We start from the raw sequence: 1257 nt of genomic DNA, 5'->3' as shown, positions 1-1257 counted from the left end.
TGAGCCCACTGCAGCCACTAAGTTACGCCAGCTTTCGAGGCAAAAATTGCACTCGACGCGTTATTTACCTTTGCATCTCCGGGAGTGCTTCCTGCAGTAGCCATTTGCGAACGGCGCGTACAGCTCTGCGTCTTCCCGCGCGTTGGTTCGTAGCTAGGTAATAGCCACCGAAATGAAGCTCTATGTCATTCAGGCGTACCAACGTTCCTGCTTTTTCCTCAGTTTGACATAGGTGCTGGTCCATTAGAACAGCACCCAGCCCCGCGACTGCAGATTGGATTGATAGGAGAGCCCCCAGGGGTTTTGGCAGATTGAGAACCGGAACCTCTTTCAAGCCAGATTCGCGAAACCATTCCGGCCAGAGGCGGAACGTCGCCTCTTCTATCAGCGGCCCTGACGCCAGCGCTGTAAGATTCAAGTCAGAGCCTGTGCCCGGGGCAATGCTTGGCGCAGCAAAGGCACTGACGAGAGATGGGAACAATAGGTCGTATCCTTCGGGTGGATCGACGCGCAGATATCTCAAGCCCAAGTCAAAATCATGCGCTTCAATGTCCATAACATCTGTTGTTATCGAGAGGTCCAACTCTATGTCGGGATGCGCAGCTTTTAAACTTGGCAGTCTTGGTACTAGCCATTTTTGTGCCACGGCGCTCTCTGTAGTCATTGTGACAACACCTTTGGGTTCGGCGGTCAATGCGTCCGTTGCTTCGGCAATTCGATCAAGAGCAGGCGTAATCTGAGCCAAGTAGTCTTGCCCTTGCTCCGTGAGTGCGACACCAGATTTTTGGGTCCGGAAAAGATGTACATTCAGCCGTTTTTCCAACCCACGTATGTGACGGGAAATCGCTGAGTGCGACACGTTTAGTTCATCGGCTGCACGGGTAAAGCTACCCAGCCTTCCTGCAGCTTCAAAGGCACGAAGAGGATTTAAAGGGGGCAGATTTCTCGGCATGGCGCATTGTGACTTTTTGGAACAATCCATGTCAAGAATCGGTGTTTGTCTGATGAGCCGTGTGTTGAGATTTTATGGGAGCGACCAACGATGGAGCATACCATGAAATACGCAGATACAAATGAGTTCACATCACAATTTGAACCCGCGATCTCCCGCTCAAAGAGCCCAAATTCGGTCCGTGAGAAGCTTAAATCAAGTTTGAAATCATTGATTGATCCGCCTTTCGATCCCACTCGGCTGACCCGGGTTGAACGGAGTGAAATGGGCATCACGGAGCACGATATCGAATGGCACAACGCCTT

General features: G+C 51.5%; 1 protein-coding gene. It reads right to left on the bottom strand.

Features of this window, described 5'->3' with window-relative positions; translation table 11 throughout:
- Positions 1–64: 64 nt before the first annotated feature.
- On the bottom strand, positions 65–952 hold the full coding sequence (locus tag GOV45_RS23160) for a LysR substrate-binding domain-containing protein (protein WP_170482900.1): 888 nt from the start codon (positions 950–952) through the stop codon (positions 65–67).
- Positions 953–1257 lie beyond the last annotated feature (305 nt).

Source organism: Ruegeria arenilitoris (assembly GCF_013035425.1).
Lineage (GTDB): Bacteria > Pseudomonadota > Alphaproteobacteria > Rhodobacterales > Rhodobacteraceae > Ruegeria > Ruegeria arenilitoris_A.
The sequence above is the reverse complement of the archived record's forward strand: the minus strand, read 5'-3'. Positions and strand labels throughout refer to the sequence as shown.

Excerpts from the sequence above, each read along its gene's own strand:
- GOV45_RS23160 (WP_170482900.1), bottom strand. The coding sequence starts at position 952 with ATGCCGAGAAATCTGCCCCCTTTAAATCCTCTTCGTGCCTTTGAAGCT.